Annotated in this window: 27 protein-coding genes and 1 tRNA gene; 14 read left to right on the top strand and 14 right to left on the bottom strand. The window is 61.4% G+C overall.

Going from position 1 to position 24,169, the window contains the following annotated elements; translation table 11 throughout:
* Positions 1 to 57 precede the first annotated feature (57 nt).
* Positions 58 to 540 (bottom strand): outer membrane protein assembly factor BamE, encoded by a 483-nt coding sequence (gene bamE, locus Q1A07_RS16175; protein WP_299783066.1) that lies wholly within the window; start codon positions 538 to 540, stop codon positions 58 to 60.
* Between the two features lie 87 nt (positions 541 to 627).
* Between bamE and Q1A07_RS16170 the strand changes: the two genes are divergently transcribed.
* The 9 genes from Q1A07_RS16170 (at position 628) to Q1A07_RS16130 (ending at position 7,526) form a co-directional block, all read left to right on the top strand.
* Positions 628 to 1,185, top strand: a complete 558-nt coding sequence (locus Q1A07_RS16170; protein ID WP_299783065.1) for a DUF177 domain-containing protein — start codon at positions 628 to 630, stop codon at positions 1,183 to 1,185.
* Positions 1,186 to 1,250: 65 nt separating this feature from the next.
* The gene (locus Q1A07_RS16165) at positions 1,251 to 2,024 is read left to right on the top strand and encodes an alpha/beta fold hydrolase (RefSeq protein ID WP_299783064.1); all 774 of its coding nucleotides are present in this window, start codon (positions 1,251 to 1,253) and stop codon (positions 2,022 to 2,024) included.
* A gap of 178 nt (positions 2,025 to 2,202) precedes the next feature.
* Positions 2,203 to 2,409 (top strand): 50S ribosomal protein L32, encoded by a 207-nt coding sequence (rpmF, locus tag Q1A07_RS16160; RefSeq protein WP_195820411.1) that lies wholly within the window; start codon positions 2,203 to 2,205, stop codon positions 2,407 to 2,409.
* Positions 2,410 to 2,458: 49 nt separating this feature from the next.
* Positions 2,459 to 3,532 carry a phosphate acyltransferase PlsX gene (gene plsX / locus Q1A07_RS16155; RefSeq protein WP_299783063.1) on the top strand — a complete coding sequence of 358 codons (1,074 nt, stop codon included), beginning with the start codon at positions 2,459 to 2,461 and terminating at the stop codon, positions 3,530 to 3,532.
* Entirely contained in the window at positions 3,529 to 4,500 is a 972-nt protein-coding gene (locus Q1A07_RS16150) for a beta-ketoacyl-ACP synthase III (RefSeq protein WP_299783062.1), read from the top strand. The genes plsX and Q1A07_RS16150 overlap by 4 nt, the downstream gene beginning before the upstream one ends.
* Positions 4,501 to 4,598: 98 nt before the next feature.
* Positions 4,599 to 4,901 (top strand): integration host factor subunit alpha, encoded by a 303-nt coding sequence (gene ihfA / locus Q1A07_RS16145; RefSeq protein WP_195820414.1) that lies wholly within the window; start codon positions 4,599 to 4,601, stop codon positions 4,899 to 4,901.
* A 4-nt stretch (positions 4,902 to 4,905) separates the two neighbouring features.
* Positions 4,906 to 6,249, top strand: coding sequence for a MerR family transcriptional regulator (locus Q1A07_RS16140; RefSeq protein WP_299783061.1), 1,344 nt, complete (start codon positions 4,906 to 4,908; stop codon positions 6,247 to 6,249).
* A 56-nt stretch (positions 6,250 to 6,305) separates the two neighbouring features.
* Positions 6,306 to 6,382: transfer RNA gene (locus Q1A07_RS16135), tRNA-Pro, on the top strand.
* A 67-nt stretch (positions 6,383 to 6,449) separates the two neighbouring features.
* The gene (locus Q1A07_RS16130) at positions 6,450 to 7,526 is read left to right on the top strand and encodes a 2'-deoxycytidine 5'-triphosphate deaminase (RefSeq protein WP_299783060.1); all 1,077 of its coding nucleotides are present in this window, start codon (positions 6,450 to 6,452) and stop codon (positions 7,524 to 7,526) included.
* 6 nt (positions 7,527 to 7,532) lie between these two features.
* On the opposite strand, the gene Q1A07_RS16125 is transcribed toward Q1A07_RS16130, so the two are convergent.
* The 7 genes from Q1A07_RS16125 to Q1A07_RS16095 form a co-directional block, all read right to left on the bottom strand.
* Positions 7,533 to 7,736, bottom strand: coding sequence for a hypothetical protein (locus tag Q1A07_RS16125; RefSeq protein WP_299783059.1), 204 nt, complete (start codon positions 7,734 to 7,736; stop codon positions 7,533 to 7,535).
* 72 nt (positions 7,737 to 7,808) lie between these two features.
* Positions 7,809 to 8,414 (bottom strand): SMC-Scp complex subunit ScpB, encoded by a 606-nt coding sequence (gene scpB / locus Q1A07_RS16120; RefSeq protein ID WP_299783554.1) that lies wholly within the window; start codon positions 8,412 to 8,414, stop codon positions 7,809 to 7,811.
* A 50-nt stretch (positions 8,415 to 8,464) separates the two neighbouring features.
* On the bottom strand, positions 8,465 to 9,256 hold the full coding sequence (locus Q1A07_RS16115) for a ScpA family protein (RefSeq protein ID WP_299783058.1): 792 nt from the start codon (positions 9,254 to 9,256) through the stop codon (positions 8,465 to 8,467).
* Positions 9,257 to 9,270: 14 nt separating this feature from the next.
* Entirely contained in the window at positions 9,271 to 10,269 is a 999-nt protein-coding gene (nagZ, locus tag Q1A07_RS16110; RefSeq protein ID WP_299783057.1) for a beta-N-acetylhexosaminidase, read from the bottom strand.
* The gene (locus Q1A07_RS16105) at positions 10,266 to 11,276 is read right to left on the bottom strand and encodes an SPOR domain-containing protein (RefSeq protein ID WP_299783056.1); all 1,011 of its coding nucleotides are present in this window, start codon (positions 11,274 to 11,276) and stop codon (positions 10,266 to 10,268) included. Before Q1A07_RS16105 ends, nagZ begins: the two co-directional genes overlap by 4 nt.
* Before the next feature lie 78 nt (positions 11,277 to 11,354).
* Entirely contained in the window at positions 11,355 to 13,097 is a 1,743-nt protein-coding gene (gene argS / locus Q1A07_RS16100; RefSeq protein ID WP_299783055.1) for an arginine--tRNA ligase, read from the bottom strand.
* 90 nt (positions 13,098 to 13,187) lie between these two features.
* Positions 13,188 to 14,330, bottom strand: a complete 1,143-nt coding sequence (locus Q1A07_RS16095; RefSeq protein ID WP_299783054.1) for a deoxyguanosinetriphosphate triphosphohydrolase — start codon at positions 14,328 to 14,330, stop codon at positions 13,188 to 13,190.
* 83 nt (positions 14,331 to 14,413) lie between these two features.
* Between Q1A07_RS16095 and Q1A07_RS16090 the strand changes: the two genes are divergently transcribed.
* Positions 14,414 to 14,737, top strand: coding sequence for an iron-sulfur cluster assembly accessory protein (locus Q1A07_RS16090; protein WP_299783053.1), 324 nt, complete (start codon positions 14,414 to 14,416; stop codon positions 14,735 to 14,737).
* 39 nt (positions 14,738 to 14,776) lie between these two features.
* On the opposite strand, the gene Q1A07_RS16085 is transcribed toward Q1A07_RS16090, so the two are convergent.
* Together Q1A07_RS16085 and Q1A07_RS16080 are read right to left on the bottom strand one after the other, a co-directional pair.
* Positions 14,777 to 15,826: a hypothetical protein gene (locus Q1A07_RS16085; protein WP_299783052.1), complete on the bottom strand. Its 1,050-nt coding sequence runs from the start codon at positions 15,824 to 15,826 to the stop codon at positions 14,777 to 14,779.
* A gap of 88 nt (positions 15,827 to 15,914) precedes the next feature.
* A complete protein-coding gene (locus Q1A07_RS16080) occupies positions 15,915 to 16,196 on the bottom strand; it encodes a DUF6749 domain-containing protein (RefSeq protein ID WP_299783051.1) in 282 nt (93 codons plus the stop codon).
* A 347-nt stretch (positions 16,197 to 16,543) separates the two neighbouring features.
* Here Q1A07_RS16080 and xth point away from each other — a divergent pair, with 347 nt between their 5' ends.
* Both xth and Q1A07_RS16070 read left to right on the top strand, forming a co-directional pair.
* On the top strand, positions 16,544 to 17,326 hold the full coding sequence (xth, locus tag Q1A07_RS16075) for an exodeoxyribonuclease III (protein ID WP_299783050.1): 783 nt from the start codon (positions 16,544 to 16,546) through the stop codon (positions 17,324 to 17,326).
* Positions 17,327 to 17,516: 190 nt separating this feature from the next.
* Entirely contained in the window at positions 17,517 to 18,797 is a 1,281-nt protein-coding gene (locus tag Q1A07_RS16070) for a hypothetical protein (protein WP_299783049.1), read from the top strand.
* A gap of 55 nt (positions 18,798 to 18,852) precedes the next feature.
* Here Q1A07_RS16070 and Q1A07_RS16065 read toward each other — a convergent pair whose 3' ends face one another.
* Together Q1A07_RS16065 and Q1A07_RS16060 are read right to left on the bottom strand one after the other, a co-directional pair.
* A complete protein-coding gene (locus Q1A07_RS16065; protein WP_299783048.1) occupies positions 18,853 to 19,437 on the bottom strand; it encodes an HNH endonuclease in 585 nt (194 codons plus the stop codon).
* A 207-nt stretch (positions 19,438 to 19,644) separates the two neighbouring features.
* Positions 19,645 to 20,700, bottom strand: coding sequence for an alpha/beta fold hydrolase (locus tag Q1A07_RS16060; protein WP_299783047.1), 1,056 nt, complete (start codon positions 20,698 to 20,700; stop codon positions 19,645 to 19,647).
* Here Q1A07_RS16060 and Q1A07_RS16055 point away from each other — a divergent pair.
* Positions 20,699 to 21,835, top strand: coding sequence for an AraC family transcriptional regulator (locus Q1A07_RS16055; RefSeq protein WP_299783046.1), 1,137 nt, complete (start codon positions 20,699 to 20,701; stop codon positions 21,833 to 21,835). The two genes, Q1A07_RS16060 and Q1A07_RS16055, sit on opposite strands and share 2 nt — an antisense overlap.
* Here the strand turns inward: Q1A07_RS16055 and Q1A07_RS16050 are convergent.
* Entirely contained in the window at positions 21,832 to 22,371 is a 540-nt protein-coding gene (locus Q1A07_RS16050; protein WP_299783045.1) for a hypothetical protein, read from the bottom strand. The genes Q1A07_RS16055 and Q1A07_RS16050 overlap by 4 nt on opposite strands.
* Entirely contained in the window at positions 22,368 to 23,459 is a 1,092-nt protein-coding gene (locus Q1A07_RS16045) for a fatty acid desaturase (protein ID WP_299783044.1), read from the bottom strand. The genes Q1A07_RS16050 and Q1A07_RS16045 overlap by 4 nt, the downstream gene beginning before the upstream one ends.
* 90 nt (positions 23,460 to 23,549) lie before the next feature.
* Between Q1A07_RS16045 and Q1A07_RS16040 the strand changes: the two genes are divergently transcribed.
* Positions 23,550 to 24,158, top strand: coding sequence for a TetR/AcrR family transcriptional regulator (locus Q1A07_RS16040; protein WP_299783043.1), 609 nt, complete (start codon positions 23,550 to 23,552; stop codon positions 24,156 to 24,158).
* The last annotated feature ends 11 nt before the right edge of the window (positions 24,159 to 24,169 follow it).

The following is a 24,169-nucleotide window of genomic DNA, read 5'->3' as shown; positions in this document are numbered from 1 at the left end:
ACGGCATTCTGATACCAGGCTTCTAGCACAGCATTTTTAAAGCGCGCATGACAAATTCTAGTTGTCGATGCCGAGGTTACCCGGTGTAAACCGGCCCAGGTTGCCCAGAAGCTGACGCAGGAAGGTCACGTCCCGCACCCCGGAGCTTGTCACCCGGCGAGTCAACGGCACCACCTGTCCCCGCTCCAACCCGAAGGTTTCGACGTTGGAGACGACATCGTTGCCGTCAAAGCTGATGGCCAGCACTTCGCGTTCCACCACCTCGGGGGCCAGCATGGCAAATGTCCGGATACGGCTGCGTACGAAGAAAATACTACCCTCGTCCACGACGGATCTGGAAGAGGCCGAGCCAAGCGTCTCTTCGACGCTGGCCCGCGTGTCGATACCAACAACAATTTGCTCAAGATCTTCGGGCGGCGGGATGTAGCCGTGATCGCGATAGCGCGCGGCACAGGCGGACAGGCTCAGGCAGACAAGCGCCACCGCACCCCAGCGCGTGGCTTTGGGCATGGCCCCGATAACCGTCTTCGTGATACCCATTTAACCTGCCCTCTTGCCCTTGTGCGTCGCGGCTTTTATCTCGCTTACACCATGCACCGCCCATGGTTCAAGAAACGAAAGTATCTCATGGCCAAGCAATCCTCTCCGAGCGCCGGCGCATTGCGCGTCGCGGACCTCAATCAGAACAGCAGCACCTCCTTTTCTCTGCGCCCCGATGCCGCGGCACTAAAGGCCATCGCCACAGAACTGGATCTGCTGGGCCTGCGCAAACTGTCCTTCTCCGGCGAGGTCGCGGCCCAGGGCGGGGCCGACTGGCGGCTGAAGGGCACGCTTGGCGCAACCGTCGTGCAGCCCTGCAGCGTCACGCTGGAGCCTGTCACGACACGGATCGATGTGCCGGTGGAACGGATGTATCTGGCGCAATACGAAGAAATCGACGCCCCGGAGGTCGAGATGCCCGAGGATGACACCACGGAGCCGCTGGGCCAGTGGATCGACCCCGAGCAGGTGATGATTGAGGCGCTGGTTCTGGCGCTGCCGCTCTATCCGCGCAGTGACGGCGCCGAACTGGGCGAAACCGTCTACGCTGAGCCGGGTGTGACGCCGATGCGCGATGAAGACGCCCGCCCCTTCGCCGGGCTGGCGGGTCTCAAGGCGCAATTGGACAAGACGTCCAAGGACTGACCCGCCCTGCACCGGCGCAGACCCCACACGCCGGTTTCGCCTTGATCCCCAAAAGGAAAGCGCCCGTGCTGCACACATCCCTTCAAGGTCCCCAGGATGCGCCGATCATTGCCTTTCTGCATGCCGTTGGCATCAGTTCATGGATGTGGCGGGACGTGGCCGCCGCATTGCCGGACTACCGCATTCTGCTGATCGATTTGCCCGGCCATGGGCAAAGCCGCGATGTCCCGTGGGTGTCGCTGCAGGATAGCGCCGATCAGGCTGCCGAGGAGATCGAGCGGCTGGCGGCTGGCGCGGAGGTGCATCTCGTGGGCCTGTCGCTGGGGTCCTATGTGGGGGTGCAGATGGTGATGCAGCATCCCCAGCTTTGCGCCTCGGCCCTGTTCAGCGGTATCCACCCCGGTGATATGCCGAACAAAGGGATGATGAAGCTCATGTCGACCGTCATGGCGCCGCTGGCGCCGCGCCCCTTCATGGCCCGGCGCACCGCCCGCATGATGGGGGCAAATGCGGATGTTGATGGGTTTGTGGCTGCAGCCGCCCGGACCCGTCCTGCCGCCTTTCGACGCGCCACCAATGAAGTTGTCGATTTCAACCTCTCCAAAACGCCCCCACAACCGGGAACCCGTCTGGCTTTCGTGGCCGGGTCGCGGGAACACGCGCTCATCGTAGACGGTCTGGACGTCTTCAAAGAGTGCTTTCCCGGCAGCGTCTCCGCCACGGCAGAGGGTCTTGGGCATGGCTGGGCGGGCGAAGACCCGAAACTCTTTGCCGGGTTCGTCAAAGCGCATATCAACGGCAATCTGCCAGCCACGGCGCAGACCTTGCAAAACAGGTAAAAAAACCGCTTGCACCACCGCGCAATCGCAGTATTTTGCGCCGCTCACCCAAATAGGGTTGGACAAGTGCCGGGCTTGGGCCTAAACGCACGTCACACCCGAAGACTGGGAACTGAATTGAAACCCGGCCCCGCGCCCGTTTGCGCGCCCGGCCCCGAATGACAAAAGGCCCAAGACAATGGCTGTTCAACAGAACAAAGTCTCCAAATCGCGCCGCAACAACCGTCGCGCGCATGATTCCCTGGTTGCGGCAAACCCGAACGAATGCACCAACTGCGGCGAGCTGAAGCGCCCGCACCACGTCTGTGCCGCCTGCGGTCACTATGACGACAAAGAAGTGGTTGCGCTCACAGAAGAGATTGATCTGGAAGACGACGCGGCCTAAACCTTTCCCTTAAACAATAAGGGCAGAAGGTTTTGGGGGCAGTCGCACTATGACGGCGCAGACCGATCAGGCATCCGCGAAGGCCAGACGCATCATCATATCCGTAGATGCGATGGGCGGGGACGAAGGTCCCGCCGCTGTTGTTGCGGGCTGTGATGCCTCCGCCCGCAAGAACCCCGACATCCAGTTTATCCTGCACGGGCCGGAAGCAGAGCTTTCCGGCCTTGTCGCACGTAAACGTGCCCTCGAAGGCCGTGTCGAAGTGCGCGATGCCAGCGGCGTGGTCAGCATGGATGACAAGCCCAGCCACATCGTACGCAACGGCAAGGAAACCTCCATGTGGTCCGCCATCGAGGCGGTGCGCGAAGGCACGGCGACGGTTGCGGTGTCCTGTGGCAATACCGGCGCGCTGATGGCGCTCTCGATGATCCGCCTGCGCAAACTGCCGGGCGTGAACCGACCCGCAATTGCCGTGCTCTACCCCTCGTCCAATCCGCAAGGCTTCAACGTCATGCTGGATGTGGGCGCCGACGTCAAAGCAGATGCCGATGATCTGCTCCGCTATGCGCTGATGGGCATGTCCTATGCGCGCAACGGGCTCGATCTGCCCCGCCCGCGCGTGGGTCTTCTGAACGTCGGGACCGAGGAACACAAAGGCCGCACCGAGCTGAAAGAGGCCTATGATTTGATTCGCGATCAACGCGACACCGCAGGCTTCGAATTCGTGGGGTTCGTGGAAGGCGGCGACATCTCCGGCGATATCTGCGACGTCATCGTCACGGACGGGTTCACCGGGAACGTCGCCATCAAGACCGGCGAAGGCACCGCCAACCTGATCGGCGACCGGCTGCGCGAGGCGTTCAAGTTCTCGCCGCTGTCACGTCTGGCCTCCGTGCTGGCCTATACGTCGCTGCGCCGCCTGAAAAAGAAGATCGACCCCAGGCGCGTCAACGGTGGCGTGTTCCTGGGGCTCAATGGTACCGTGGTGAAATCCCATGGGTCGGCAGATGCCACCGGCGTCTCGGCCGCTATCAAGCTGGCCGCACAACTGGCCGATATCAAATTCACGGATAAACTGGCAGCACGGGTCGCCGCCCTGCCCGCGGAGGAAAGCGAAACATGAGCCTGCGAGCTGTTGTCAAAGGTGTCGGCCATTACCTGCCGGAACGTGTTGTGCCGAACAAGGAGTTCGAGGCGACGCTCGACACCAATGACGAATGGATCAAGTCGCGCTCGGGCATTGAACGGCGGCATTTTGCGGGCGACGGGGAAACGACCTCGACCATGGCGACGGCGGCGGCGCGTGCCGCCCTGCGCGATGCGGGGCTGGAGCCCAAGGACGTCGATGCCATTATCGTGGCCACCTCAACCGCAGATCTGACCTTTCCCTCCGCGGCCACCATGGTGCAGGCCGAGCTGGGCATGGAAAACGGCTTTGCCTTTGACGTGCAGGCGGTCTGCGCCGGGTTCATCTATGCGCTCAGCAACGCCAATGCGCTGATCCTCTCCGGCCAGGCCAAACGGGTGCTGGTCATCGGGGCGGAGACCTTCAGCCGCATCATGGATTGGACGGACCGGTCCACCTGCGTGCTCTTTGGCGATGGCGCGGGCGCGCTGGTGCTGGAAGCGCAGGACAGTGCGGGCACGTCCGAGGATCGCGGCATCCTGTCGACCGATCTCAACTCGGACGGACGGCACAAGGACCTGCTCTATGTCGACGGCGGCGTCTCGACCGGCACCACCGGCTATCTGCGCATGCAGGGCAATCAGGTCTTCCGCCACGCGGTGGAAAAGCTGGCCGCCACCGCGAACAAGGCGATGGCGCGCGCAGGCGTCACGGCAGAGGATGTGGACTGGATCGTGCCGCATCAGGCCAACATCCGCATCATCCAGGGCACCGCGAAAAAGCTGGGCCTGCCGATGGAAAACGTGGTGGTGACGGTGCAGGATCACGGCAATACCTCGGCTGCATCGATTCCCCTCGCGCTCTCGGTCGGGCGCGCGCGCGGGCAAATCAAGGATGGCGATCTGATCGTGACCGAGGCCATTGGCGGCGGATTGGCCTGGGGGGCGGTGGTGCTGCGCTGGTAGCGCGGTATTTGTCGCTCAAACGGCATCACGCAAGCCATTGATATTGACTCTGAAAATCCCCGTCCCCTATGGTTGCTGAAAACTCAACGGGGGACAACATGGCCGAAAAGACTTTGACACGCATGGATCTGAGCGAAGCTGTGTTCCGCGAGGTGGGATTGTCGCGCAACGAAAGCGCGCAACTCGTGGAATCCGTACTCGAGCATCTGTCGGACGCGCTGGTGCGCGGCGAGCAGGTCAAGATTTCCTCCTTTGGGACCTTCTCGGTGCGGGACAAATCCGCGCGTGTCGGGCGCAATCCCAAGACCGGCGAAGAGGTGCCGATCAACCCGCGCCGCGTGCTGACATTCCGCCCCTCACATCTGATGAAGGATCGCGTGGCCGACGGGAACAAGTCCTGATCTGATGTCCAAATCACCTGATGCTTTTCGCACGATCTCGGAGGTTGCCGACTGGCTGGGCGTGCAGGCGCATGTGTTGCGGTTCTGGGAGAGCAAGTTCACGCAGGTGAAACCGATCAAGCGCGCGGGCGGGCGACGGTATTACCGACCTGCCGATATGCTGCTGCTGGGGGGCATCAAGAAGCTGCTGCACAACGATGGGCTGACCATCAAGGGTGTGCAGAAGATCCTGCGTGAACAGGGCATGAGCCATGTGGCGGACCAGTCGCAGGCTCTTGATGATCTGACCATGGCGGTGATCGAAGGCAGCTCCGATCAGCCTGCACAAGCTGCACCGGAAGACCCGCCCCTCGAAGCGGCCGCGGCACCTGAGCCGGTTGAAACAGCAGAAGACGTCGGTGACTCAGTGGATATGGCTGAGGAGGCTTCGCCCGAGCCGATCGACCTGCCGGAACCCGCAGCCGAGGCGCCTGAGCCAGCCGCGCCCGAGGCTGAGGCTGAGGCTGAGGCTGAGGCTGAGGCTGAGGAGATAGCCGAGCCCGAACCGGAAGACGCAACACAGAACGCAGAGCCTGCGCAAGAGCCTTCACCGGAGCCTGAGCCCGAAGCGGTACCAGAACCCGAAGCAGAAAAGGCACCTAAACCAGAGGTTTTGGAGGCCGACCCGGAAGTCCCGGATCCCGAACCAGACCCGCTCGACGCGGTTTCAGAAGCGGTGCTGGATCTTCCAGAGGTGGAAGAAGAACCGGCGACAGAAGAGACGGCCGACGTGCCTGCGGACGAACCGGAACCGGCTCTGTTTGAGGAGCCCGACCCGGCAGAAGAAACACCCGCGCCGGACGCCGAAGAGGCTGGGACGCCCATCGACGCAAGTGCCCCTGAAGATGCGGCGCTCGAAGAAGCATCTTTAAGCGCAGAAGACGCGCCGGAACCGGACGCGGAGAGCCCGGCAGAGGTGGCCGCAGAAGAGACGCCTGCCTCTGACAGCCTGCCCAGCTTTATCCGCCGCCCTCTGGCGCCGCCGCCAGACGAAACCCCGGAAGACTCGGTCCAAAATAGCGATGACCTACCGGACAGCTCCGACGCTGAAGAGAGCACACCGGACGAAATCCACATCGAGGCCGCAGCGGATACCGAAGAACCAGCGGAGCCAAAACCACGGATCATCGAGCTTGGCCCTCTGCCCGACGAGGCCGATATGTCGGCGCACCCCGCCGCGCTCTCGGCGCTCGCACGGACAAAGACCCTGGCCCCGGATCAACAGCAGGCCGCCAAGCCGCTTCTGGCGCAATTGATCCGGCTGCGTGCCAGCATGGCAAGCGCGCGCAAAGACCTCCGCAAAGACTGACAGATGCCAATTCGCTCTTGCCTCGGCCCCCAGATCGGGTATGAAGCGCCTCATGTCGGGCTATGGCGCAGCCTGGTAGCGCGTCCGTCTGGGGGACGGAAGGTCGCAGGTTCGAGTCCTGCTAGCCCGACCACTATCCGACATTTGCCAAGTGCCCGCGCGCCCCTCGCGCGGGCCTTTGCACATTCAGGAGACAGAGCATGAGCGGCGTGCTGCCCAACCAGATGATCACTCAGATGATCGCCGACACCCAGATCGCCGCAACACGCGAGATCAACGCCGCACAGATTCAACCCGCCAGCCTTGATCTGCGTTTGGGCACAACGGCTTACCGGGTGCGCGCCTCCTTTCTTGCAGGCCACGGCGAACGGGTTTCCGACCGCCTGAAGGAGTTTGAGATGCACCGCGTGGATCTCAGCGACGGGGCGGTATTGGAAAAGGGCTGTGTCTACGTCGTGCCGCTGATGGAATCGCTGGCCCTGCCCGAAGATATTCAGGCGGTGGCCAATGCCAAAAGCTCGACCGGTAGGCTGGATCTGCTGACCCGCACCATCACCGATGGCGGTACAGAATTTGACCGGATTGCGCCGGGGTACCACGGCCCGCTCTATGCCGAGATCTGCCCGCGGTCGTTTTCCGTTCTGGTGCGTCCGGGCATGCGCTTGAACCAGATCCGATTTGGCGATGGGCAGGCGGTGCTGGATGATGATGCCCTGCGGGCGCTGCATGCCGAAACACCGCTCGTCGACGGCACGGCGGTAATCGACGACGGGCTTGGATTCTCCGTCGATCTGCGCCTGACGGAAACGACCCTGGTGGGTTACCGCGCGAAGCCCCATACTGGTGTGATCGACCTCGACCTGATCGACCACTACCCGCCGCGCGACTACTGGGAGGAAGTGCACAGCGACAACGGGCAGATCATCCTCGACCCCGGTGCATTCTACATTCTGGTCAGCCGCGAGGCGGTCACTATTCCACCCGAGTACGCCGCCGAAATGGCACCGTTTCTCGCAATGGTAGGCGAGTTCCGCGTGCATTACGCGGGCTTTTTCGATCCCGGCTTTGGCCACGATGCATCGGGCGGTTCCGGATCGCGCGGCGTGCTCGAAGTACGCTGTCACGAGGCACCTTTCGTGCTGGAGCACGGGCAGGTCGTGGGCCGCCTTGTCTATGAGCGCATGGCAGAGGTGCCGACACAGCTGTACGGCGCGGGCATCGCGTCAAATTATCAAGGCCAGGGCCTGAAACTCAGCAAGCATTTTCGCGCAACCTGAGGCGCTTTACATCCGCGTGGTGCGGCGCAGCATCTTCATCGCTTGTTTTGTTCGTTGGGCGCTCTCTTTGCTTTGCGGGGACGCAGGGGTGTTGCCCCCATCATCCTTGCGCGGACGCAGGGAGGCGGCCTTGTTGATACCCGCATTGATGCCCTTGTTGACCAACCGCCGGGTGATCTGGCGCAGGATCATGCTGATAAGTCTGTCCATCGTGCTGCCCTGTGATGCATTGCCTCACCGTCACTATAGCACCAATTACGGCAATTTTCAGGACAAGAGGCGTCAGTCCTCGAAAAGCTCGCTCTGCCCCTCGGCGCTTTCCTCTTCCGCATCTTCTTCGGGACCGGGCAATCCAAGGCCCGGCGGGGGGCGATTTTCCAGCAGACCCGCCGCGCGCAGCTCCTTGAGGCCCGGCAAATCGCGGGCATTCTCCAGCCCGAAGTGATCCAAAAACCCTTCGGTGACCACGAAAGTCACGGGCCGTCCGGGCGTCATCTTGCGACGTCCAAAGCGTATCCACTCCATCTCCAACAGTTGATCGACGGTGCCGCGGCTGACGGAGACCCCGCGAATTTCCTCGATCTCCGCGCGGGTGACGGGCTGGTGATAGGCGATGATCGCCAGCGTTTCGATGGCGGCGCGGCTGAGCTTGCGGGTCTCGACGGTTTCGCGCTGCATCAGGAAGCCCAGATCGGGTGCCGTGCGCATCGCCCAGGCATCCCCGATCTTGCACAGGTTCACCCCCCTGCCCTCGTAGCGCTTGCGCAGATGCACCAGCGCCTCTGCCGGGTCGGACCCATGCGGCATGCGTGCGCCCAGTTCCTTCAGCGATACCGGTTCGGCGGAGGCAAAGAGAATGGCCTCCACCATCCGCTCCTGTTCGCCCATGGGCGGCGCTTCGAACAGGCTTTCTTCGGGTGCTGCCGGTGTTTCGTCACTCACGATGGGCGGTCCTTCTTGCGCAGCTGGATAGGCGCGAATGTCTCTGACTGGCGGATTTCCAGATGGCCCTCTTTAACAAGCTCCAGCGAGGCCGCAAAGGTCGAAGCCGTGGCCGACCGGCGGCGCACCGGGTCGAGCTCCCAGCCTTCGGGCAGGTAGCTGGAGATATCCGTCCAGTCGCCTGCAAATCCCATCAGCCCGCGCATCCGCTCCAGCGCCTGTTCCATGGTGAACACCGCCTCGCGATCCATCACGAAGGGGCGGAATTCATCCCGCGTGCGGATACGCGCATAGCCCTGCATCAGGTCCAGCAGCGTCGCGGTATATTCGATCTTGCGGGTGCGGGTGACCTCATGCGGCTGCCCCCGGCAGAAGAAATCGCGCCCCAGTCGGTCACGCCCCATCAGCCGCGCGGCGGCATCGCGCATCGCCTGCAGACGTTCGAGTTGAAAGGCCAGATGCGCGGCCAATTCCTCACCCGACGGACCCTCTTCAGTGGGGTCCGGTGGCAGCAACAGACGCGATTTCAGAAAGGCAAGCCAGGCCGCCATCACCAGGTAATCTGCTGCCAGTTCCAGCCGCAGCGCCTTGGCGCGTTCCACAAAGGCGAGGTATTGCCGGGCCAGCGCCAGAACGGAGATCTTGCGCAGATCGACCTTCTGCGTGCGGCTGAGCGTCAGCAACAGATCGAGTGGCCCCTCAAAGCCGTCCACATCGACGATCAGCGCCTCGGCGGCGAGCCGATCCGCAACCGATGTCCTGTCTTCCTCAAAGGGTATTTCAGCCATGCACCATAACGATTTTACGCCCCGCTCAACAGCGTCTCAAGCTGCGCGCGTGTGGCGTCAATGTCAATATCGTCAGGGGCTTTCCGGTAGCCAAGGGCCCGTTCCGCCCTGACTTGCCCGGCCTCGCTCATCTCGCCCGCCGCCCCGGTCACCCGTTCGCGATCGGCAAGCGGTGCATTGCAGTGCAGGACCACATCACATCCGGCAGAGAGGGCACCGGTTGTGATCTCTTCCAGACTGCCGCTCAGCGCCTTCATGCTGATGTCATCGGTCATGATGAGGTTGTCAAACCCGATCTCTTCCCGGATCACTTTCATGACCTTGGGTGACAGGGTCGCGGGGCGGTCATCCAGCGTCTCATAGACAAGATGCGCGGTCATCCCCATCGGCAAATCCCTGAGCGCCGCAAAGGGGGCAAAATCATGCTGCGCCAGTTCTTCAGGTGCGGCGCTGACATGTGGCAGATCATGGTGACTGTCCAGCGTGGTGCGGCCATGGCCGGGCATGTGTTTGATCACCGGCAGAACACCGCCCGCCAATAGGCCATCAGCCACGGCACGGCCCAAGCGCGCCACGGTGGCCGGGTCCGACCCGTAGCACCGGTTGCGCAGGAAATCATGCGTCTCGCTGCCCGCCAGATCGACCATGGGCGCGCAGTTGCTGTCGATCCCCAGCACTTTCAGTTCCGCCGCGATCAGGCGATAGCGCAGGTACATGGCCTTTTCGGCATGTGCGCCGGCTGCAGTCACGAAATCCAAGGGCGGCTGCCATTCTGCCCAGTGCGGCGCGCGCAGGCGCTGCACACGCCCGCCTTCCTGATCGATGGTGATGGGGGCATCCCGCCCGACCGCATCGCGCATCTGGTCGCACAGACGGCGCACCTGATCCGGGGTGTCGATGTTGCGGGCAAAGAGGATAAAGCCAAAGGGATTGGCTTGCCGGAAAAAGCTGGTCTCGGCAGGCGTCAACGCCAAGCCATCGGCGTCCAGGATAGTGGCGCCGAACCTGCTCACTTGGACACGACGGGAATGCAGTCGACCCCTTCGGCCTTGAAGGCGGAACAGAACCGGCGCGCATCTGCCAGGTCGACAAACCCCATGGCCCGCAGGCGATAGAAGGTGCGTCCGCCCGATTGCGCCTGCTGCACGACGCGGGATTTGTCCTGCAGATAGGTGCCAAAGCGGCTTTCCAAACGCGCCCATTCGGTGCGGGCAACATCGGCGCTGTCGAAGGCACCCAACTGCGCCAGGCGCGTGCCTGCCGGGATCGCCGCCGCGTCAATCTCGGCCGTCGGAGTCTCTGCGACAAAGGCGGCGGTCTGCAGTGTTGCGGGCGCGCCCGGTCGCAGGCGCGGACGTTTCACAAGCTGTGCCGGGCTGGCCTCAGGGGTGGTTTCCTGCGCCTCTGCGGCCGGGGCTTCCGCCAGATCCTCCGCAGCAACGGTTTCTGCCGCTGTATCGGCCTCTTCTGCCAACGGGGTCACACCGGCTGTCAACTCGGCCACAACCGCATCAATTGCGCCGCTTTGCAGGTTTTCCGCCAGCGTGCTGTCCACACGTGCGGGGATGCGTTTTGCACCGCCGACAACCTCCGCCGCCGGGGCGAGCGGTTCGGGCTGCGCCACCGGGGACACATTCGTGGCAGAAATCGGCTGATCTTCCTGCGCCAGATCAATGTCCCGCGGGGCCAGCATCACCTGATCCACGGGTCCGGCGGCAACGCCCTCTGCGGCCACTGCGTTGACTGCCAAGCCCTGATGCCGGGCCACCTGTCCGCCGGGATCGTCCGGGCGCACCCGCATCTCCCCTTCGGCCGCGCGCACCACCGGGATGCCGGAGACATCGCGCACCATCAGCTTGTAGCCCCAGACCCCGATACCCGCGATCAAAGCCAGAGACACCACGGCACCAGCCACATTTGTCATCATTGTCAGGGCGTTGGGCGACAGCTCTTCATCGCGCGCAGCCTCACGCTCACGCCCATACGCGCCCATACCATGGGAAAATTCAACGTCCGCCATCATCGCCTCGCTGCCGATGGGATACGATGCCCCGTCGGTCTGTCTATGATTGCCTGCTCGGGCGAAGGTCGCGATTTGCTACCGCATTTCCTGCGCCGGTGTAACGCCAAGAATACCAAGACCGGCTGCAATTACAACGCTCACGGCCTTTGCGAGGGCGATTTTCGCCGCTGTGACTTTTGGGTCATCCTGCACAAAGCGCAAGGACGGAACCTCGTTGCCCTTGTTCCACAGCGCGTGGAAGGTTCCGGCCAGCTCGTAGAGGTAAAAAGCCACCCGGTGCGGCTCATTGCTGCGCGCGGCGGTTTCCACCAGACGCGGCCATTCGGCCAGCTTGGCCGCCAACCCTAGCTCCGCTTCATGATCCAGCAAGTTCAGGTCGGCGGTCTGCAGGGTTGCATCATCCACGGGGATGTCCACCTCTCCCGCCTTGCGCAGCACAGATGCCACACGGGCGTGAGCGTATTGCACGTAGAACACGGGGTTCTCGCGGCTCTGCTCCATGACCTTGTCGAAATCGAAATCAAGCATCGCGTCATTTTTGCGTGTGAGCATGACAAAGCGCGTGACGTCCGCGCCGACCTGATCAACGACATCGCGCAGGGTCACAAAGGTCCCTGCCCGCTTGGACATCTTGAAGGGCTCGCCGTTCTTGAAGAGCTTCACCAGCTGCGTGAGCTTGATGTCAAGCGGCACGGTGCCCCCCGAGAGCGCGGAAACCGCCGCCTTCATCCGCTTCACATAGCCGCCGTGGTCGGCGCCAAAGACATCTATCAGCGCGTCAAACCCCCGATCCACCTTGTCGTAATGATAGGCGATATCAGGCGCAAAATAGGTCCAGCTGCCATCCGATTTTTTCACAGGGCGGTCGACGTCATCCCCATGTTCGGTCGAAGCGAAAAGCGTCTGTTCGCGCGGCTCCCAATCTTCGGGCTTTTTACCTTTTGGTGGCTCGAGTACGCCCTCGTAAATTAAGCCCTTGCCCCGCAGATCATCAATCGCCGCTTCGATCCGGCCTGTGCCGTAGAGCGATTTTTCGGAGTAGAACACATCCATCTCAACCCCAAGCGCCTTGAGGTCCGCGCGGATCAAATCCATCATGGCGTCAGTAGCAAAGTTGCGAATGTCTTCAAGCCAGAACTGCTCGCCCTTGTCGAGATAGGCATCGCCCACCTTGTCCTTCAGCGCCTCGCCTACGGCGATCAGATAGTCACCCGGATAGGTGCCATCGGGGAAGGCCACCTCCTGCCCATGCGCCTCCAAATACCGCAGATACACGGACCGCGCGAGCACATCGACCTGTGCGCCGCCGTCGTTGATGTAATACTCCCGCGTGACGTCGAAACCCGCGAAATCCAGCAGGGATGCCAGCGCGTCACCAAACACGGCGCCGCGCGTGTGACCCACGTGCAAGGGGCCAGTGGGGTTGGCCGACACATATTCCACGTTAACACGCTTACCCTGCCCCAGCTGCGCGCGGCCAAAATCCGGGCCTGCCGTTAGAGCGGCGGCAACGACAGACTGCCAGACCGCAGGAGCGAGCCGCAGGTTCAGGAACCCTGGCCCTGCAACCTCCGCGGAGACAATCCGGTCATCCTCGGCCAACCGGGTGGCCAGCGCTTCGGCGATGTCGCGCGGTTTCTGACCAGCGGGCTTTGCCAGCACCATTGCGGCGTTGGTCGCCATATCCCCATGGGCCGCATCGCGCGGCGGCTCGACCGTCACGTTGTCCATGGTCAGACCTTCAGGCAGTTGCCCGGCGGCCCCCATGTCCTGCAGGCACTCCAAAACAAGCGCGCGGATATCGGCAAAAAGGTTCATGTCAGCGTCCTTCGGCAGAGATTGGCGCGGTGTATCACGCCCAAGGCGCGGGTCAACCGGACACCGCGCAGCCGCAGGGTTTAGGCAAGCTTACCCGCCCGAAATCAGCCGCTCATGTTCCTGCAGCGCAAAGCGGTCCGTCATGCCGGAAATATAGTCCGACACGATGCGCGCCAGGTCGATTTCATCGGACACCTCCTGCACATCCTTGCGCCACTGCTTTGGCAATTGATCGGGATGCGCCAAGAAGTAGGGAAAGAGCTCCTCCACCACCTGCGTGACCTGTGCGCGCATCGTCACGACGCTGGGCGCCCGGTACATGCGGTCAAAGAGGAAAGACCGGATCACCTTGAGATCGGAGAAGACATCATCTGAAAAGCGGATGATGGTACGTCCTGCACCCCTGACATCATCCACCGACTGGGGCTCCAGTTCACGCAGTCTTTCCTGCGCGAAATCAATCACATCCTCGACCAGCATACCGAAGAATCGGCGCAGGGCCTCGTGCCGCCTGCGGTAGTAGTTCAGCCCCGGATAGGTGCCATCCACTTCCTCGAAACAGGCGTTCAGGATCGGCAGCGCGGCCAGTTCGTCGGTCGAAAACAGCTCCGCCCGCAGACCATCGTGCAGATCGTGATGGTTGTAGGCCACATCGTCGGCAATCGCCGCAACCTGCGCCTCTGCACTGGCATAGGTATAGAGTTCGAGATCGTGTTGATCGTTGTACGCCTTCAGCGCCCAGGGCACCGGACCGACGACCGGTCCATTGTGCTTGGCAATGCCCTCCAGGGTCTCCCATGTCAGGTTCAGACCGTCAAAATCCGCGTAGTGCCGCTCCAGATGGGTGACGATGCGGATCGCCTGCGCGTTGTGATCGAACCCACCGTAGGGTGCCATGAGCACGGAAAGCGCGTCCTCGCCGGTATGCCCGAAGGGGGTGTGGCCCAGATCATGCGCAAGGGCCACCGCCTCCGTCAGCTCGCCATTTAACCCAAGGGCCCCCGCGATCGTGCGGGCCACCTGCGCCACCTCGATCGAATGGGTCAGCCGCGTGCGGTAATAGTCGCCTTCGTGCTCGATGAAGACCTGTGTTTTATGCTTGAGCCGGCGAAAGGCGCTGGCGTGAATGATCCTGTCCCGATCCCGCTGAAAGCAGGACCGAAACGTGCTTTCCTCTTCCCGCACACGCCGTCCCCGGGCGTGGTTGGGATCAGAGGCATATACTGCCGTCATGACGTGCTGGTCCTTGTCGCCTGTCTCAAGAGTTTCTATATTGCACGCGAAGACTTAATGAAACCGCTTGACGGAGCACGCAGATGCAACTCCCGCCCAAGGTTACGCACCGCGCGTTTGACAGACTGGCTGAAATCGGTGCCGCCACCGACGGCAAGGCCTTGCGCGTGGCTGTCGAAGGCGGCGGATGTTCCGGGTTTCAGTATGAAATCGCGCTCGATGAACCCCGTGCGGATGATCTGGTGCTTGAGGGGTCTGGCCAGAAGGTGGTTATTGACGCGGTGTCGTTGCCGTTCCTCGGCGATGCAGTCATCGATTTTTCCGAAGAGTTGATCGGGGCGCGGTTCATCATCGAAAACCCCAATGCCTCAAGCTCCTGCGGGTGTGGTACTTCGTTCTCGATGTAGATTAACGTCGGCACGTATATCTTTGCTTTTGATATATTTTCAAGAATCAGCGCGTGCAAAGCTTTCAAAGAAAGCATCAAATCGGTCAGAGGATTGTTCTGCGCCGCTGAGGATGTCTTCTCCGTCCTCACCAACCGCGTCCGTCATGGCGGCCCGCATCTGGCTCCAGTCGTTGTTGCGTGCCGGTCCAAGGTGGAACATATACTCCGACATCGCCCGTAAAGGCCCCTTGCGCGCCGAATGCCGTTGGACATAAAGACCAGTGGACTGCGCCTCACCGGGAAAGCTGGGACGGTCCGCAAACTGCGCCCACCAGCAGGTTACCAGATATTCGTGATAGGCATCGGAGCCTTGCGGTCCATCCGCTTTCAACACGAAGCCGCCCATGTCCTGCGCAATCCAGTCTTCCCAGATCGCGCTTGGCCGCTTCCCGGCAAAGCGCATGGCAACGCAGATTTCCGCAAGTAAATCAATATCCTGATCCAGATAGGCCAGCAGACCTGCAAACTCGAGGCTGGCAATCGCCGCGTCCTCCAGATATGGATCGATCAAGCCGTAGTCCGACAGGTAGAACACGATATGGGTCAGCTCGTAGGCGGCTTTCTTGTTCGGCAGCGTGAAGGTCTCGGACCGGTTGATAAACCGATGCAAACGTTCTTTCAGCATCATATCTTCGCTGCCCACGCCGCGTCTTTTCAGCAGTCGCTGCGCCTCGGCGCGTTGCAGATCAGAGAGCTCTGCCTCGACGAGTCCCATTTTCGCAACCCAACGGCAGAGATCGGTGCCCTTGCCACTGCCGAACCCCAGATCTTCGAGGTCGAGACAGATCGACAGCAGGAACCGGTAGTATTGAGGAAAAAACCGAAGCCGCTCGTCTAGGCCGTCGTAGACACGCCGATAAGGTGCCAATGCGCTCTCTGGCAGCATCGCACCGCTGCTCGCCAGCACATTCAGAACTTCGGCATTTTCCTTCAGCCAGAACACATCGTCCGGACTGCGCCTGTTACAGGCAAAATTTCCAATCAAGAGGCCCTGACGTTCTGCCAGATCCAATCTGCGCGGCAGACCTAAAGAGACGACGTTAGACATGGGGGTTCTTCCTTTGTCTGATAGATCTGCCGCGCAAGGCTTGTGGCCGGGCCAGATGGGTGTCTGGCCCGATCCAAAAGACCTTGGGTTACATGGAGGTCGTGAAGAGACCGGTTGCATCCCCTGACAGTGCGTCACGGCCTGCGACCATGCTGGTCGTGAACTGACCGGTTTCCGCACCGGACATGGTATCTGCTTCGGGCGCCATCGAGGTGGTGAAGAGCTCGGTCGCCTCGCCGCGCATCATGTCGCCGCTTGCGGGGCCCATGCTGGTGGTGAAAAGCGCTGTGCCTGCGCCGCTGTGCAGGTCCGTCTCAACGGTAAATGTGTCTTCGATTGCGGGTGTCGCCAACAGTACATTCGTCTTCATTGCATATCCCTTTCAAATGAAGTTTTCGCCCTTTCACGCTTGCCCGTTTAAGGAGAGTTTCCAATAAATTTTCACGTTAAGAATGTGTTAACCACTACTTATCCACACTAGAGTCACGCCCTACGGACCGACCGTGACGCGAAACTCAGTTTGGTAATCTTGGTTAATTTTTTTTTATCCACAGTGGATAAATATGTGGATATTAACTTATAACTGCCGTTTTCCGTTAACCGTTAACGGGAATCACCGGAATCACCTCCAGCCTGGCACATGTTTTGGCGTCACTGCGGCGCTTGCTCTGGCCGTCTGATTGCGCGATAGCTTGCACAAATCTCGGGAGGGCCGACATGAAGATCGCCACGTTCAACATCAATGGGATCAAGGCACGGATCAACGCACTACCCGAATGGCTGGATGATACCCAACCGGATGTTGTGGTCCTTCAGGAAATCAAGTCGGTCGACGAGGCTTTTCCCACGGAACTTTTTGAAGAACGCGGGTACAATGTGGCCACCCATGGGCAGAAGAGCTTCAACGGCGTGGCGATTCTTTCGAAACACCCGCTGGAGGACGTCACGCGCGGCCTGCCGGGGGACGACAGCGATGAGCAAGCCCGCTGGATCGAGGCGACGATCATGGGCACGTCACATGCCTTGCGGGTCTGCGGGCTCTATTTACCGAACGGCAACCCGGTCCCGGGCCCTAAGTATGACTACAAGCTGGCGTGGATGGCGCGGCTCAAGGCGAGGGCAGAGGCGCTCCTCGCCGAAGAGACGCCGTTTCTGATGGCTGGCGACTACAACATCATTCCACAGGCCGAGGACGCCGCCACGCCTGACGGCTGGCGGGAAGACGCCCTGTTCCGGCTGGAGAGCCGCGCCGCCTTTCGCGAACTGATCAACCTCGGCCTGACGGAAGCGTTTCGCGCCCGCACGCAAGGGCCCGGACACTATAGTTTCTGGGACTATCAGGCTGGCGCGTGGAACCGAAATCATGGTATCCGGATCGATCACCTGCTGCTTTGCCCGCAAACGGCCGACCTGCTGACCGATTGTGTGATCGACAAGGACGTGCGCGGGCGTGACAAGCCGTCGGACCATGTGCCCGTCTGGATCGATCTCGACGCCTGACATTCGGCGGAATGGATGTCCGCCCCCACCGGACCGGACGACACGCCCCGCACACCATCAGTATCTGCACCTTTGGACACCGGATCGACCGGTCTCTTGATGTGTGCTCCTGATGAAAGGCTCCCCCGTGCGATTACGACCAATTGTTTACGTCCTCCCCCTGCTCCTCGTTCTTGCCGGGCTCACTGCTGTGGCGCGGGCCGACGTTATCGGCTCTCAACGGCTGGTGCTGTCCAGCCCGGACCTGATTGATGATCTGACCCCGAAAATGCAACGGATACTGACCCGCGCCAACGGGCGCCGTGACAGGGATCTGATGGTGCGTGTCTGGTATCCGGCACAGGCCCCGTTGGATGCCGGTAGCCGCAAGCACTATGGGTTTCACAGCGCGGCGATTGATTTTGCGATTGATCCGGCCGGGAACCACGACATTCTGGCAAAACTGCGAAACCGCAAACGCCGCAGCAACACCTATCAGAATGCCAAACCGGATACCGCGCGGCCCTTGCCGGTCATTCTCTATTCGCACGGAAACGGGAATGCGGCAGAGGCGAACGAGCCCTACTTTGAGGCCTTGGTGCAGCGGGGATACGTTGTGGTCTCCATCGGCCACAGCTTTGCCGCGAGCCTCGTGACGCTTGAGGAAGGCCGCGTGGCCAAGGTGGACCCCGATCTGCAGGCGTATTTCGAAAGTGAGCTCTCCGAAGACCGGCGCAACCCCGATCTGGCGTTTGACGAGGCAACGGCGGATGCCCTCGCCGCGCTGCCCCTGGGAGCCGTGCCGGAGGGTGATTTGCTCGACCGGTACCACTATCTGGTATCCGAAGTGCTCAGCGGCAGCCGCGCCTATCTTGCGCTTTGGGTAGCCGACATCGAGCTCGTTCTCGCATCGCTCGAAGACATCAATACAAGCGCCGGGTCACACGGGCTGACCGGGATGTTCGATCTGTCCCGCGTTGGCGCGATGGGGCATTCTTTCGGCGGCGCCGCGTCCCGGCATTTTTGTGACAGCGAACCGCGCTGCAAGGTTTCGATCAATATGGACGGCACTGACCCGACAAGACGAGACGAACGCATTCGCAACCCGCATATGCGATACTATTTCGATGTGAAAGGGCAGGTCGCGCAGAATGTCCGTGATGGCGCCCGCAGGGATCGGGACTTCCTGCGCCTGATGCGCAAGCTCTTTCACCAGCGGCAACGGCATGAGAGCCACGCGATGATCGCGGCGGCGGACAGTGATCTCGTCGTTCTGAGCCCGCGGAAAATCTCGCACCTGGACTTCACCGTTGGCTGGCTGAACCTGCACCGCTACGGGCCCGGCAAACGCGTCTGGCAGCGGGTGATCCGACAAACCTCCCTGCCCTTTCTCGATCTCTATCTGCGGCCAGATCAGGCGGGCAATGAGATGTGCCGCACGCTCGACCGATCGCGTGGATTCCGGTTGATGTACACCAATCTATGCGGCTAGGTCGACATTGGGGACATCACGCGCCCGATCCACGACGGCTTCGGCCCGGAGAGACCTAAGCTTCGAGTTCCGCATCCCAATAAAGGAAATCCATCCAGCTGTCATGGAGATGGTTGGGTGGGAACTTGCGCCCCATGTTCCGCAGCTCTTCCGCGCCTGGCTGGCGCGGCGGCTTACGCAGGCACAGGCCAGTGCGGTGCAGCGGTTTGGAGCCCTTTTTCAGATTACAGGGCGAACAGGCCGCCACCACATTCTGCCAGCTGGTCACCCCGCCAGAGGCGCGCGGGACCACGTGATCAAAGGTTAATTCTCCCTTTGCACCGCAGTACTGGCAGCGGAATTCATCCCTCAGAAATAAATTAAAGCGCGTGAAGGCCACGCGCTTTTGAGGTTTTACGTAGTCTTTCAGAACGACGACTGACGGAATTCTGATCTCCGTACTGGGGCTGCGGACGATGTCGTCATATTCGGCGACGATGTCGACCCGGTCGAGCCAGGCCGCCTTGACCGCCTCCTGCCAGGGCCAGAGCGACAGCGGGTAGTAACTCAAGGGGCGATAATCCGCATTCAGCACCAGCGCGGGTCGGTGCCTCAGGCTCGCAGGGTTGCGGGTAAAATCCGTTCTGAAATCGCCGTCCATGATTACACGCACCCTTTGCCGTTCCGCGTCCGGTCCAGCGGGCCAGTCCCGCCGATAGGCCGACTATATCTCGTGGTTTGCGTCTTGCAAGCCCCTGTTTGACCACAACATGTCGCAGGATGCATAGGGTAACACGGTAACGGTTAAGTGACAGTTATCCACAAGGTCCGGCACAACCCAGAAACGGCGGAACCGGACCTTGTGTCCTTAGTGTTGAGCCACAACGCCAGTGGCCCGCAGATGCGTCATGATCAGATCATAGATGCGGTCGTGCTGGGCAATCCGGGCGTCCTGCCCTTTGACACAGACGATCTCGTCTCCCGGCTCTTCACGCTTGAGCAATTCGTATCCGCCTTCGACGCAGACGCCCATGAAATCAAAGTGCCCGGCATCTTCCACCTCAACATGGGTGACCAGGTTTTCCTGCAGGTTGGCCACCAGGGCGCGGGATTCGATGGTCTGGTCCAGCATGTCCTGACGCCCGGAGCCGAGGACCAGCACGGGGATGTCGATCTCGGCAAGGCTGTCCGGCGCAAAGGTCTGTGTCCCCCCCAGATCCAGCGGGATCACGGTGCGTAGGCGCGGATCGGACCGGTCGCTTTGCAGCGCTTCAAGGTCATCGGGGTTGTGCCCCACCTTCCACATCTCCAGTGCGGCGCAATCCGGGCGCTCAGGGGTATCCGCGCAGGCTTCATTGAAATGCGCCACATCGTGCCGGGCCCCGGCGGCCGCCATGACCGTGTAGCCGCCCAGCGAATGGCCTGCGGCGGCGACACGTGTTGGGTCCATGTGGTCAGCAAACCGCGGGTCGGTCAGCAACTCATCGAAACTGACGGTAAGGTCCGTTGCGCGCAGCCACAGCTGGCGCGCCTGATCGGGGTCGCGCCCGAAGCTGGTGGTGCCGGGGTGGTTGGGCTGCACGACGATGATCCCGTCGGCAGCCAGGCGCTTGGCCAGCCACGCCTGGTTCATCGAGTTGCCGTACATGCCGTGTGACATCATCACCACCGGAAAGACACCGGGTGCGATGCGGGCATCCAGATGGCCGGAAATGTTGCGCCAGACGGCGCTGCCCTTGAGCAACCGTTCCGGCTCCTGCGACAGCGACGGGTACCACACATGCCCTTCCAGCACGCGATCCGCTTCTTTATGCGCCGCGCGGTATTCGGCGACGGCGGGGGCGAAATCGGCGGCATCCGCCGTCGCTGCAAATCCCAGAATAATGGCCGCCGACAGGCAGAATTGGCGAAGATTGGTGTTCATGTCAGACCTCATGAATTGGTGTTGCGATGATCCTGACTTGAGCAAAGAGCCGTTTTCGGGCAATGCCTTGACTGTCCTGAAACGGCTTTCAGGACAGCGCCACGCAATCGAGGACAGGCCTGCCCCCGTGATTTCCGTCCCCCTCCCCCTTTTTCTGACCGGATTGGCCGCGATTTTTGGTGTCATGGTGCTGACACGGGCTTGGTTACCGGGGCCTGCCAAGACGCTTTTCGCGGCGCTTGCGGGACTGATCGTGGTCGAAACGATACTGGTCGCTCTGCGATTTGCCTATCAGATCGACGCGGTGCTGGTGGTACAGCGGCTGCTGCCGTTCTGGATCGGGCCGCTGATCTATCTTGGGTACTTTGCCCTGTCGGACCGCGCGCCGCGTCTGCAAACGGCGCTCCTGTTGCATCTCGGCTGTGCTGCCGCGGCGACAGCCGTCGTGGCCGCTGTCCCGAACATCCGGGTGGCGCTCGACCTGATGATCGGGCTCAGCTACGCCATCTACGCGCTGCTGCTGTTGCGGCTCTGGCGGGGTGGACCGGACCGCTTGTCACAGCTGGCGGTGGCTCATGTGGGGTTCATGCGCCGTTTGATCCTGTTCGGGGTCGGCCTGCTGGTGATTACCTGTGTGATGGACACGCTGATTGCCATCGATTTTGCCCGCAATGAGGGCGCCAACGTCGGCTGGCTCCTGTCGCTGGCCAGTCTTGTGATGATTGCCATACTGGGCTTGGCGGTTGCGGCAACAATCCGCGGCGGCGATGCACTGCCCGCGCAGAGCCAGCAAAACAGCCAGGATGCGGAGATCGCGGAAAAGGCCCGCGCCTTTCTGGAAGAAAGCCGCCTGTTCGTTGATCCGCAGCTATCGCTGACCCGTCTGGCGCGGCGGCTGGGCGTGACGGATCGGGCGCTTTCTGAGGCCATCAACCGAACCGGGGGCAAGAATGTCTCGCAATTCATCAACGAATTCCGCGTCGCAGAAGCCGCATGGTTGTTGCACAGTACATCGGACCCCGTGGGCGCCGTGGGCGAGACCGCCGGCTTTCTGACCCGGTCGAACTTCTACACCGAATTCAACCGGATCATGGGCCAAAGCCCGGGCACCTATCGCAAGGCGGCCAAGGACTAGCGGAGGTTGACCCATACTGCAGTCGGGTAGCCCCAGATGTCACCGGGACGGTCATCGCGTCCGAGCGGGATATTGACCGTGACCATCGGTGCGCCCGGCAGCGCGCTCTGACCTGAACGGCGTTGACGGATCTCCGATGAGATATTCACCACCGCGAGTTCGGTCTGCCCCCGGAGATCGCCCGCACGGCAGGACACGGTCGCTGGCGGGGACGCCCTACCATAATCAGGCAACTCCAGTACAGTGAAGCTGGGAAAGCGGAGCTCAAAAGCATCGTTTGAAATCTGGCAGTCCGCGTCGTAATAGCTCTTCCCATTCAACCAGACCAGAATCTGGGTGGCACGCCTGCCCCTCAGGCGCGGTCGGATTTCCGCTGGCTGACTTGCGTAGACATCCAACCCCTTTGCGCCTGCGAGTTTGGGTTGAACCGGGATGGGCGGACCCCACCCTCCCCAAGGGGCGGTGCAGGCCGTCAGGGTCAGGGCAAGTGCGATGATGACGCCAATGAAACGCATGTGGGATGGCAAGGATTTCATGACTGTTTTTCCTTCAGCAAGGGGTTGAGGCGGCCCGAAGGTGGGCGGCCAAGGTGATGCAGATGCCGGAGGTGAGAGAAAACCAGCCCTGCGAAAGTGGTGATGTTGTGGGTCAGGCCGTGATCTGCCGCAGCCTCAGAAACAATCTTGCTCAGAGCGGCGTTGTGGCAGTGGGCCACCTGTGGAAAGAGGTGATGTGCCGTATGCGCGTTGGATCCGCCAGAAAGCATTGCAGCCGCGCCGCTTTCGGGCGACCAGTCCAGACAGGTACGCAGCTGGTGTTCGGCCCAATCGTGGGGAATGCGGTCACCGTCAGGAGAGACAAAATCCGCCTCTTCACTCAGGTGCGATCCTGCCACGATGACAATAAAGAGGATCGACGCAACGCCGGTGTAAATCAAATACCCCAGCCCCAGCGCCCAAAGCGGTGGAGCCAAGATCCACCATGGCAGACCCAGAACCACCAGCGCATGGATGGCCTTGACCGCAAGGAACTCTGCCGTCGCCATCGGATTTGCAAACTGCTCCGCAGCCATGCGGCGCGCCATCTTGCGGTTCTGCCAATCCTCGACCCAAGCGAGATGCGCCATGACCAACGCGTAAAGGAACGGTGCATAGAAGGCCTGGGCGCGATGCCACGGGTGCCAGTCCCCGTAAGGTGCCAGCCGAATCAGCCGTGATCCCTCGCCGTCGATGTCGGTTCCTTCGACATTGGGGAAAACGTGGTGCAGCCGGATATGCCGCCACCGCCAAAGCGCGCCCGACACGCCGAACATGCCAAAGCCCAAGGTCAGGGCAAGCCGGTTGACAAAGCCATGGCGGGACAGCGACCCATGCGCCGCATCATGGCAGAGTGTGGCGAGCACGAAGAAGGCAAAGAGACCACAGGCAGCACACCAAAGAAACGTCATTGGACCCTGCGATGTGAGCAGCAGCGCTGTCGAAACGCTCAAGGCAATAGTCCAGACACCAGCCATGCCCCACTGGCCGGGCGATGCATAGCGACCGTTGCCATGCTGGCGCAGATAGTCGAGGCCTTTTTGTCGGACCTGACGGGCAAAGCCACCCGGAATTGCAAATCTTGGCATCGTCTCACCTTTATCTGATTTGATCGTGAACGCAGTTCATGAACAGTGTTCATATTTGACAATTCTGATTCTGTGAACGATGTTCACGCAATGGAAGAAGAGAACGTTACGTCACGCCGCGATCGCAACCTTGCCGACATCCGACGAAAAGGTGGCGATGCTGCAGAACAGCTGCTTTTGAAAAAGGGATATGAGGCGCTCTCTGCCCGTGGGCTGGCGCAGGCCGCAGGCTGCTCGGTGGGCGCGCTCTACAACGCTTTTGGTCATATCGACGGCGTGGTGCGCGAAGTGAACATGCGCTCTGCCCGCCTCTTGCAGGCGGCGTTGGCCGCCGCTGTGACCAGTACCGATGCGAATCTGGAGACAAAGCTCACCGCCATGGCGGAAGCCTATTTCGATTTTGCACGGGCCGAACCGGAGCGATGGCGGGCGCTTTTCAGCTACCCAGTGCAGACCCCGGATGACGGCCGTTTGTTCACGGTGCAGGATGAACTGCAGACCATGTTGCGCAGCGTGGCGGGCGTGAAAAATGACAATGGCGCGGACGCGGTGCGGTTGACCCTGCTTTGGGCGTCCGTGCATGGTCTGGCCACCTTGACCGCCAGAGACACGATCCGCGGTCTGGACGCAGGGGCCGCGCGCAAGTTTCTAACCGTGCTGGTCCGGTCTGGTCTGGCGACTGAGATCGACGACCCGTGATCTGATCCGCT

It is taken from the genome of uncultured Roseobacter sp., from assembly GCF_947492555.1.
Lineage (GTDB): Bacteria > Pseudomonadota > Alphaproteobacteria > Rhodobacterales > Rhodobacteraceae > Roseobacter.
This window is presented reverse-complemented; position numbering and strand designations above follow the sequence as displayed.

Excerpts from the sequence above, each read along its gene's own strand:
- Q1A07_RS16150 (WP_299783062.1), top strand. The coding sequence starts at position 3,529 with ATGAGCCTGCGAGCTGTTGTCAAAGGTGTCGGCCATTACCTGCCGGAA.
- Q1A07_RS16125 (WP_299783059.1), bottom strand. The coding sequence starts at position 7,736 with ATGGACAGACTTATCAGCATGATCCTGCGCCAGATCACCCGGCGGTTG.
- rpmF (WP_195820411.1), top strand. The coding sequence starts at position 2,203 with ATGGCTGTTCAACAGAACAAAGTCTCCAAATCGCGCCGCAACAACCGT.
- Q1A07_RS16085 (WP_299783052.1), bottom strand. The coding sequence starts at position 15,826 with ATGTCTAACGTCGTCTCTTTAGGTCTGCCGCGCAGATTGGATCTGGCA.
- Q1A07_RS16105 (WP_299783056.1), bottom strand. The coding sequence starts at position 11,276 with ATGGCGGACGTTGAATTTTCCCATGGTATGGGCGCGTATGGGCGTGAG.
- xth (WP_299783050.1), top strand. The coding sequence starts at position 16,544 with ATGAAGATCGCCACGTTCAACATCAATGGGATCAAGGCACGGATCAAC.
- Q1A07_RS16095 (WP_299783054.1), bottom strand. The coding sequence starts at position 14,330 with ATGACGGCAGTATATGCCTCTGATCCCAACCACGCCCGGGGACGGCGT.
- Q1A07_RS16140 (WP_299783061.1), top strand. The coding sequence starts at position 4,906 with ATGTCCAAATCACCTGATGCTTTTCGCACGATCTCGGAGGTTGCCGAC.
- Q1A07_RS16090 (WP_299783053.1), top strand. The coding sequence starts at position 14,414 with ATGCAACTCCCGCCCAAGGTTACGCACCGCGCGTTTGACAGACTGGCT.
- argS (WP_299783055.1), bottom strand. The coding sequence starts at position 13,097 with ATGAACCTTTTTGCCGATATCCGCGCGCTTGTTTTGGAGTGCCTGCAG.
- scpB (WP_299783554.1), bottom strand. The coding sequence starts at position 8,414 with ATGGGCGAACAGGAGCGGATGGTGGAGGCCATTCTCTTTGCCTCCGCC.
- Q1A07_RS16115 (WP_299783058.1), bottom strand. The coding sequence starts at position 9,256 with ATGGCTGAAATACCCTTTGAGGAAGACAGGACATCGGTTGCGGATCGG.
- Q1A07_RS16050 (WP_299783045.1), bottom strand. The coding sequence starts at position 22,371 with ATGAAATCCTTGCCATCCCACATGCGTTTCATTGGCGTCATCATCGCA.
- ihfA (WP_195820414.1), top strand. The coding sequence starts at position 4,599 with ATGGCCGAAAAGACTTTGACACGCATGGATCTGAGCGAAGCTGTGTTC.
- Q1A07_RS16055 (WP_299783046.1), top strand. The coding sequence starts at position 20,699 with ATGTCAGACCTCATGAATTGGTGTTGCGATGATCCTGACTTGAGCAAA.
- Q1A07_RS16060 (WP_299783047.1), bottom strand. The coding sequence starts at position 20,700 with ATGAACACCAATCTTCGCCAATTCTGCCTGTCGGCGGCCATTATTCTG.
- Q1A07_RS16170 (WP_299783065.1), top strand. The coding sequence starts at position 628 with ATGGCCAAGCAATCCTCTCCGAGCGCCGGCGCATTGCGCGTCGCGGAC.
- Q1A07_RS16040 (WP_299783043.1), top strand. The coding sequence starts at position 23,550 with ATGGAAGAAGAGAACGTTACGTCACGCCGCGATCGCAACCTTGCCGAC.
- plsX (WP_299783063.1), top strand. The coding sequence starts at position 2,459 with ATGACGGCGCAGACCGATCAGGCATCCGCGAAGGCCAGACGCATCATC.
- Q1A07_RS16065 (WP_299783048.1), bottom strand. The coding sequence starts at position 19,437 with ATGGACGGCGATTTCAGAACGGATTTTACCCGCAACCCTGCGAGCCTG.
- Q1A07_RS16080 (WP_299783051.1), bottom strand. The coding sequence starts at position 16,196 with ATGAAGACGAATGTACTGTTGGCGACACCCGCAATCGAAGACACATTT.
- Q1A07_RS16130 (WP_299783060.1), top strand. The coding sequence starts at position 6,450 with ATGAGCGGCGTGCTGCCCAACCAGATGATCACTCAGATGATCGCCGAC.
- Q1A07_RS16045 (WP_299783044.1), bottom strand. The coding sequence starts at position 23,459 with ATGCCAAGATTTGCAATTCCGGGTGGCTTTGCCCGTCAGGTCCGACAA.
- bamE (WP_299783066.1), bottom strand. The coding sequence starts at position 540 with ATGGGTATCACGAAGACGGTTATCGGGGCCATGCCCAAAGCCACGCGC.